A 1,507-nucleotide genomic window follows, 5' to 3' on the forward strand; every position below is an offset into this window, starting at 1 on the left:
ATTAATAAAAAAGGGCTGCTTTTAACAAGCGACCCTTTTATATTTAATTTATGGAAATGTATTATTTTGTAGGCAGTACTGTGCTCTCTACTGAGCCAAAACCTATACGTACATAGCCTTCTTTTTTACACCAGCCACGCATAATAACGTTATCGCCATCTTCTAAAAAGCTACGTTGTTCGCCATTGCTTAACGTGATTTTTTCTTTGCCGCCACGAGAAAGCTCAAGTAAAGAGCCCGCTTCTTCATGCGTTGGACCAGACTGAGTGCCCGAGCCTAACATGTCACCAGGCATAAAGTTACAGCCATTTACTGTGTGGTGAGTAACCATTTGTGCCACAGTCCAGTAAGAGTGCTTAAAGCTAGATGTTGATACGCGTGTAGGGTTATGACCTTCGCTGCGCATTTTTTGCGTTTGAATCTTCACATCCATTTGAATATCAAAAGCCCCTTGTTCACGGTTAGCATTTGATTCTAGATAGTCCATTGGTTGTGGATCGTTTTCATCACGCGTCCAGCTTGTTCTATAAGGTGCTAACGCTTCGGTTGTAACAATCCAAGGTGATACAGTTGAGGCAAAGTTTTTAGCTAAAAATGGACCAAGCGGTTGGTATTCCCATGCTTGTAAATCGCGTGCCGACCAATCGTTAAATACACAAAAGCCAAATACGTGGTTTTCTGCATTTTCAATCGCAATAGCATCGCCCAGTGTATTACCTTTACCTAAGTAAATACCTACTTCTAGCTCGTAATCAAGGCGCTTACACGGACCAAATGACGGTACTTCTGCATCTGGCGCTTTAGTTTGACCTTTAGGGCGATGAAATGTTTGACCCGATACGTCAATTGAAGAAGAACGACCATGATAACCAATAGGTACCCATTTATAGTTAGGTAGTAATGGGTTATCAGGGCGAAATAAACTGCCCACGGCGGTTGCATGGTAAATAGAGGTGTAAAAGTCGGTGTAATCACCGATACGACAAGGTAGCGAAAACTCTATATCAGATTGTGCTACAAGCGTATCGCTAAGCGCTTGTTGGTGCTCAGAGCCTGCTCGTAGTGCTTTTGAAAGCGCTAAACGAAGTGCTGACCAATACTGCCCCCCTAAACCCATAAATGTATTTAGAGTTGCTTCACTTGCTGCATCAGCGGCTGTTTTAGCGTCACCTGTTAAAACATTTAATTTACTCAGTTTTGCTAAATCAATTACTTGGTCACCAATTGCAACACCACCACGAAAGGCCTCATCAGACCCTTTACGGCGAAACTCTGCAAACGGTAAGTTTTGAATAGGGAAGTCGCAATTATCAACATTAGCTGACTCTACCCAGCTGGTTAAATTAATATCGTGGGTTTCGTTAATTAGGCTCATTACATTTCCTTTGGATTTTACTGTATGGCGACAAGGTATAGTTTATTTAATCATACTTGTACTTGGCGCCATACTTTTTAAATATTAAAACGACAAAAAGCAGCGAAGTTCGCTGCTTTTAATTTACTCAAA

1 protein-coding gene is annotated in these 1,507 nt (G+C 41.5%); it reads right to left on the reverse strand.

Annotation, left to right across the window (positions count from 1 at the left end; all coding sequences use genetic code 11):
- Positions 1-61: 61 nt before the first annotated feature.
- Positions 62-1,375, reverse strand: coding sequence for a fumarylacetoacetase (gene fahA / locus GQR46_RS19520; RefSeq protein WP_165742200.1), 1,314 nt, complete (start codon positions 1,373-1,375; stop codon positions 62-64).
- Between the last annotated feature and the right edge of the window lie 132 nt (positions 1,376-1,507).

The sequence above is a fragment of the Pseudoalteromonas sp. Z1A6 genome (assembly GCF_011378745.1).
Taxonomy (GTDB): domain Bacteria; phylum Pseudomonadota; class Gammaproteobacteria; order Enterobacterales; family Alteromonadaceae; genus Pseudoalteromonas; species Pseudoalteromonas arctica.